Origin of the sequence: Denitromonas ohlonensis, from assembly GCF_007625205.1 — a bacterium.
GTDB classification, from domain to species: Bacteria; Pseudomonadota; Gammaproteobacteria; order Burkholderiales; family Rhodocyclaceae; genus Nitrogeniibacter; species Nitrogeniibacter ohlonensis.
The window spans coordinates 159,991-166,825 of sequence record NZ_VMNI01000014.1 but is presented as its reverse complement, the minus strand read 5'-3'; the positions used below and the strand labels follow the sequence as shown (position 1 = coordinate 166,825).

At 66.9% G+C, this 6,835-nt stretch carries 7 protein-coding genes; 2 read left to right on the top strand and 5 right to left on the bottom strand.

The features are described from left to right. The 5 genes from FHP89_RS14825 to FHP89_RS14805 form a co-directional block, all read right to left on the bottom strand. On the bottom strand, positions 1 to 573 hold a 573-nt coding region (locus FHP89_RS14825), incomplete at its 3' end, for an efflux RND transporter permease subunit (RefSeq protein ID WP_144179648.1). 1 nt (position 574) lies between these two features. Continuing rightward, positions 575 to 2,014, bottom strand: a complete 1,440-nt coding sequence (locus FHP89_RS14820; RefSeq protein ID WP_144179690.1) for an efflux RND transporter periplasmic adaptor subunit — start codon at positions 2,012 to 2,014, stop codon at positions 575 to 577. Positions 2,015 to 2,085: 71 nt separating this feature from the next. After that, positions 2,086 to 3,372, bottom strand: coding sequence for a TolC family protein (locus tag FHP89_RS14815; RefSeq protein WP_144179649.1), 1,287 nt, complete (start codon positions 3,370 to 3,372; stop codon positions 2,086 to 2,088). 61 nt (positions 3,373 to 3,433) lie between these two features. Beyond that, positions 3,434 to 3,769, bottom strand: a complete 336-nt coding sequence (locus FHP89_RS14810) for a copper-binding protein (RefSeq protein WP_144179650.1) — start codon at positions 3,767 to 3,769, stop codon at positions 3,434 to 3,436. 111 nt (positions 3,770 to 3,880) lie between these two features. Beyond that, a complete protein-coding gene (locus tag FHP89_RS14805; protein ID WP_144179651.1) occupies positions 3,881 to 4,582 on the bottom strand; it encodes a c-type cytochrome in 702 nt (233 codons plus the stop codon). A gap of 144 nt (positions 4,583 to 4,726) precedes the next feature. Between FHP89_RS14805 and FHP89_RS14800 the strand changes: the two genes are divergently transcribed. Continuing rightward, a complete protein-coding gene (locus FHP89_RS14800; RefSeq protein WP_144179652.1) occupies positions 4,727 to 5,410 on the top strand; it encodes a heavy metal response regulator transcription factor in 684 nt (227 codons plus the stop codon). Continuing rightward, positions 5,407 to 6,804, top strand: a complete 1,398-nt coding sequence (locus FHP89_RS14795) for a heavy metal sensor histidine kinase (RefSeq protein ID WP_144179653.1) — start codon at positions 5,407 to 5,409, stop codon at positions 6,802 to 6,804. Before FHP89_RS14800 ends, FHP89_RS14795 begins: the two co-directional genes overlap by 4 nt. Positions 6,805 to 6,835: the final 31 nt, after the last annotated feature.

Genomic DNA, 6,835 nt, shown 5'->3' with positions numbered 1-6,835 from the left:
CGGGTCGACGATGACCTGGTATTCCTTGACGAAGCCGCCCACGCTGGCCACCTCGGCCACCCCACCGGCCTTGGTCAGCTGGTAGCGCACATACCAGTCCTGCACGCTGCGCAGGTCGGCCAGCGACTGGTCCTTGCCGGTCAGCGCGTACTGGAACACCCAGCCCACGCCGGTGGCGTCCGGCCCAAGCTGCGGCGACACCCCCTCGGGCAGGCTGCCCTGCACCGAGCTGAGGTACTCGAGCACGCGCGAGCGGGCCCAGTAGATGTCGGTGCCGTCGGCGAAGATCACATACACATAGGAGGCGCCGAACATCGAGAAACCGCGCACCACCTTGGCCTTGGGCACGGCCAGCATGGCGGTGGTGAGCGGGTAGGTGACCTGATCTTCGACCACCTTGGGCGCCTGCCCAGCGTAGGGCGTATAGATGATGACCTGCACGTCCGACAGGTCGGGCAGCGCATCGAGCGGCGTCTGCTTGACCGCATACACGCCGCCGGCCACCACGGCGACGGTGGCCAGCAGCACCAGGAAGACATTGCGCGCCGACCAGTCGATGAGGCGATCGAGCATCTCAGTGCCCCTTGTGCGCGGCGGCGGCCGGATCGGCCTTTTCCATCTTGATGATCACGAACTCGCCATCGCCCCGGTCTTCAAACGTAAAGCGCAGCGGCTCGCCGGGCAGCAAGCCCTTGGCAACGTCTGCCGAATCGAGGCCAAAATCCATGGTCATGGCCGGCCATTGCAGCGCAGGAATCGGGTCGTGATTCATCGACACGCTGTTCGAGGCGGCGTCGAGCGCATCGATCGAGCCGACCGCTTCGTAAGTCTTCGCCGCGGGTTTGGCCTGCTCCGGCGCGGCGAAGGCCGACAGCGCCGCCTTGAGATTGCTCTCGGCGTCGATCAGGAAGTTGGCCGCCACCACCACCTCGTCGCCGTCGGCGATGCCTTCGAGAATTTCGATGTGGTCGCGACCGCGCTGACCCACCCGCACCGGCTGCGGCGTAAAGCGCCCCTCGCCCGCGACCCGCAACACCACCTGACGCTCACCGGTGTCGATCAGCGCCGACCGGGGCACGGTCAGACGCGGCTTTGCGCCGCCGTCGGCCAGCTCGACATGCGAGAACATGCCCGGGCGCAGGAGCCCGTCACGGTTGTCCAGCTCAAGGCGCACCGGCGTGGTTCGCGTGGCGACGTTGAGGGTCGGGTAGAGATAGGTCACCTTGGCGTCGAAAATGCGATCGGGAAAGGCCTCGACCCGCACCGTGGCCGGCTGGCCGACCCGCACCCGCGCCAGATCCTGTTCATATACATCGGCAATCACCCACACGCTGGACAGATCGGCAATCCGGTAGATCGCCATGCCGGGCGCAAAGCGCATGCCTTCGACGGCCTTTTTCTCGAGCACCACGCCATTGGCGGGCGAGTTGAAGGTGATGTTGCTCGCGCTACCACCCCCGGCCGCCACCTGCCAGTGGCGCAGGCGCTCGCGTGCCGCACCGAGCAGCCGCTGCGCGCTGTCACGGGCGACCGGGTCGGACGCGCCCGGCCCCTTGACCAGTTTTTCAGCAATCTCAACTTCCTTGCGTGCCGACACCAGCTCCGGGCTATAAACCGAAAACAGCGCCTGACCGCGCTTGACCGGATCGCCGCTGGCATTCACATACAGCCGCTCGATCCAGCCCTCGAAGCGCGGCGACACATCGTGGATCGCGCGCTCGTTAATCTCGACCCGCCCGACGGCCCGCAGCGCCGCGTCGAGCGTCTGCATCTGCGCCCGCGCTGTCTTCACGCCCAGGGTTTGCAGGCGCGCCGGGCTTACCGCCACCGCGCCGCTGTCATCGGGGGCGTCGTCGGCATAGACCGGAATGTAGTCCATGCCCATCGAGTCCTTCTTGGGTTCCGGCGAGGTGTCGGGCAAGCCCATCGGGTTGCGGTAATACAGAATCTTGCGCTCGCCCGCAGCGGGTGTGTCGCCATCGGCCGCGGCATGGGCCTCGGGCACCGGCGGCATCGGGCCGGGCCGGGCAAGAAAGGCGCCGCCCGCAGCGGCGGCGACGACAAGCGCCAGAACAAAAAGGGGTTTCACAGGGGCGCTCCGGTCAGTTGTTCCAGTTCGATCACCCGCACGAAGCGGTCGACATCGGCATCGAGCAAGGCCAGGCGGGTGCGCAGGATCTGCCGCTCGGCCTCGATCACGGTATTGAAATTCACCCGGCCGGTTTCATAGCCTGCCTCGGCCGCGGCATAGGCCGCCTCGGTCTGCGGCAGCAGGGTGTCGCGCAGCAAGCGCGCCTTGTTTCGGCTCGCTTCAAAACCGGCCCAGGCCTCGCCGATGCGTCCTTCGAGGGCCGCTTCGGCGGCCGCCACACGGGCCTCGGCCGCGTCCTGCATGCGCTCGGCCTCGCGCTCGCGCGCACGTCGGGCTGATTGCTGGAAGGGAATCGTCACTTCGAGCATCACATCCCAGCTATCGGTGCCGCTGCGGGGGCGGTTATTGGTCAGCGCCAGCGCCATGTCCGGGTAGCGCTCCCGATAGGTCAGGTCCCGCGTGTGCCCTGCCGCGCGTTGGCCGGCACGCAGCCGGGCAAGCTCGGGCGAGGCCTCGCGCAGGTGGCTGCGCAGCTGCACAAGATTGAGTTGATCAGGGCTCGCCGGGAGCGCGGCAGGCACGGCCAGCGGGGCATCGGCCGGCCGGGTCAGCGCGGCATTCATCCGCGCGGCGGCCTCGCGCTCACGCCGTTCGACCTCGAGTAGTTCAACGCGCAGGGCGGAGATCTCGCTCTGCACCCGGATCGCGTCCTGTTGCGGCACCAGACCCACACCGTAACGGGTGAGCACGATGGGTTCGAGTGCGCCGAGCAGGCTCAGGGTGCCTTCCAGAATCTGGCGCTGCCCGGCCGCCTGGTAGTGGCGGGCGAATGCGGTCTTGACCTGCGTCTCGACGGCAAGACGGGTGCCGGTCTGCTCCGCGTCGGCCTGCCCCACGCGGGCTTCGGCCACCGCCGCGCGCAGATCGCGCTTGCCCGGAAAGGGAATCGGCTGGATCACCCGGTAGCGCGTCTGCCCCACTTCGCCCGGCACCAGCGACGCGCCGCGCCCGGACATGGTGTTGGTGGCATCCATCAGTTCGAGCTGGAAGCGCGGATCGGGCAAGACGCCGGCCGGCTCGACTCGCGCCTGTGCCGCCTCGACCTCGAATCCGCTGGCGCTCAGCGCCGGACTGCGCGTGAGCGCGTACTGGATCAAGTCAGGCAGATTGCCGCCCAGCGGCGCTTCGTCGGCCAGCAGCGAGACACTTGTCGCGGACAGCAGCGCGCACGCCAGTCCACGCAAAGCACTCAGCTTGCGCACCCGTTTTGTGGAGGACATGGAAGCTCCGGAGTTCGAACCGCAGAGAGGGCGCGCCTGACGGCGCACCCCGCAAAGGCTGTTACTGGGCCGCTTCCATCATGGTCACGGTCAGCTTGCCGTCGCGATCTTCGGCCATGAAACGCACCTTGTCGCCCGGCTTGCGATCCTTGAGCATCGCGCCTTCGGCATGGAAGGTCATGGTCATGGCCCCCATGCCGAGGCTGTGCAGCGGGCCGTGCTTGATGGTCACGCGCCCACCGGCGGCGTCGAGCTTCTTGATCTCGCCGTCCGACATCTGCGCCTTCTGCTCCGCCATCGGCATGGCGCCGTGGCCATGCCCCGAACCGGCCAGAACCGGTGCGGCAACGCCGAGGCCGAGCGAAAGGACGATGGCAGCGGACAGGATTTTCATCATGATGACTCCAGTGGGGTGGTTGAACCTGAATGGCATGCAGTATGGTGCGCCGGCACCGTCGGGCGGCTGACGCGAAGATGACATTTCCGTCATCTTCGCGCTGCCGTGACCTCAATGCTGGTGCGACTTGCCGTCCGGGTGGACATGCGTCTTCCGGGCAGGCGTGGGGGCGGCTTCCGGTTCGGGCGCCGCGTCATGATGCGAGGCGACGTTCGCCGTCCCGTGGTGATCCCCCACCGGATGGTGATCGTCATCGGCGGCCGCCGCCGGGTGCTCATCCATCATGTGTTCGCCGCCACCATGCGAGTGGCCATCGCTCGCGGCCACCACGGCCATGTAGTCATCGGCGCTCATCGACGGCATGCGTTGCAGGAAGGCCACCATGTCCCATATGTGCGCGTCACCCATGCTCTTGCCCCAGGCCGGCATCCCCGAGGCCTTGATGCCGTGCTTGATGGTCCAGAACGCTATCGCCGGCTCCGTCGCGGCCAGAGTGAGGTTCGGTGGCGCGGGATACAGCCCCTCGCTCAACTCGGTGGGGCCGCTGCCCGGGCGCAAGTGGCAACTGGCGCACATGGCGGCGTAATTGCCTGCGCCACGGCGTACCTGCGCCTCATCGTCCAGCGCAGGCACCTCGATCCCGCTGGCACTGGCCTCCACAGCGCGCGAGCGCGCCAGGTTGAAAAACTCCAGCACAGTGTCGCTGTGCGGCTCGTCGGCCGCGACACTGACCGCACCGCTCATCACCATGCCTGCACCGGCCACGCCCAGACCCGCGAGCGCCGTAAGAGCGCCCATGACAAATCGATTCATCGGACTTTTCCACGCGATAACATGGCGTCCAGCCTGAGGCTCTCGGGTCGACCCGGACCTGACCGGCAGATTACATCTTTGTTATCTTTCCGCGGTCGCTCGCCTGTCGGGCAAAATGGACACGGACCCATTCGGAGGGGTGCAGTGCGCATTCTCATCGTCGAAGACGAAACCAAGACAGGCGACTACCTGAAACAGGGGCTCACCGAGTCAGGCTATGTCGTGGACCTCGCGCGCGACGGCATGGACGGCTTGCACCTGGCGCTGACCGGCGACTACGACCTGGTGATCCTCGATGTGATGCTGCCCAAGCTCGACGGCTGGCAGGTGCTGGAAACGGTCCGGCGCAGCGGGCGCGAACTGCCGGTGCTGTTCCTGACCGCACGCGATCAGGTCGAGGACCGCGTCAAGGGGCTTGAACTGGGCGCCGACGACTACCTCGTCAAACCCTTTGCCTTCGCCGAACTGCTCGCGCGGGTGCGCACCCTGTTCCGTCGGGGGCGCAATGGCACGGAACCCACAGCCCTCACCTCCGCCGACCTTGAACTCGACCTGCTCCGCCGGCGCGTCACCCGTGCCGGCAGGCGGATCGACCTCACCGCCAAGGAATTCAGCCTGCTTGAGTTGCTGATGCGCCGCCAGGGCGAAGTGTTGCCGCGTTCGCTGATTGCCTCACAGGTGTGGGACATGAACTTCGACTCCGACACCAACGTGATCGAGGTCGCCGTGCGCCGCCTGCGCGCCAAGGTCGACGACCCCTTCGAGCCCAAGCTGATCCGCACCGTCCGCGGCATGGGCTATGTCCTCGAAGCCCCCGACGCGGCATGAGCGGGCGCATTTCGCTCACCGCGCGGCTCACGCTGCTGTTCGCCGTCGCCTCCAGCACCGTGCTGCTGGCGCTCGGCCTGGTCATCGGCTCGGCGATGGAGCGCCACTTCGAAGAGCAGGACATCGATGTCCTGTCCGCCAAGCTCGGCCTGATCGCCCACACCGTACAGCGGCATCTTGGCGCTCGCCTGCCCACGCCGCTGCCGCCGATGCTCTCGCACACCTTCATCGGCCACGAGGCGATGTCCGTGCTCGTGCTCGACAGTGACCACAGCACCCTGTTCGAAGCCGGCGACGCGCACTTTCCGACCATGGCACCCATCGTCACCGCCGGCGCCGACACGAGCCGTCCGTTTGTGTGGACGCAGGCGTCGACGGTTTATCGCGGCCTGTCGATCCGCATCACCCTGCCCGATCACCCCGGGCGTGAATTGATCGTGGCCGCGGCCATCGACATTGCCCATCACATCCAGTTCATGGATGCCTTCTCTCGCACGCTGTGGGCCTTTGTCATTGGTGCGGCGCTGGTCAGCGGGCTACTCGGCTGGCTGGCGGCGCGTCGCGGGCTGGCACCGCTGGCGATCATGGCCACGCGTACCGCGAGCATCACAGCCCAGCACCTCGACGCCCGGCTGCCCGAGGCGCAGATGCCGCAGGAGTTGCACGCGCTGGTGGCGAGCCTGAACGCCATGCTGGCACGCCTTCAGGAAGCCTTCACCCGGCTGTCAGACTTCTCATCGGACCTCGCCCATGAATTGCGCACGCCGATCAGCAACCTGATGACCCAGACCCAGGTGGCGCTGTCGCGCGCGCGCTCCACCGAAGACTATCAGGACATCCTCGCCTCCAACGCCGAGGAGTATGAACGCCTGTCGAAGATGATTGCCGACATGTTGTTTCTCGCCAAGGCGGATCACGGCCTGGCGATCCCCAATCGCGAGACGGTCGACCTGCGTGCCGAGGTCGATGCGCTGTTTGATTTCTATGACGCGCTGGCCGAAGAAAAAACGATCCGGCTGGTCGTCGAGGGGGCCGCGTCCACCAGCGGTGATCGCCTGATGCTTCGCCGCGCCCTGTCGAACCTGCTCTCAAACGCGGTACGCCACGCCGCCGCCGACAGCGTCGTCACGGTGAAGCTGACAATGACGGCGGGCGCCGCCGAAATTCAAGTGAGCAACACCGGCGACGCGCTGCCCCCCGAGGCGATCGGGCGTCTGTTCGAGCGCTTCTACCGCGCCGACCCGGCGAGGCAGCACACCAGCGAAGGCGCCGGACTGGGCCTGGCGATCACCCATTCGATCATCGTCGCGCACGGCGGCAGCATCGCCGCCGAATCGCACGCGGGCATCACCACCTTCTCCCTCACCCTGCCGGCCGGGGCATGGTCAGGCTGAATCGCCCGGACATCGGTGAAATTCCCATTTT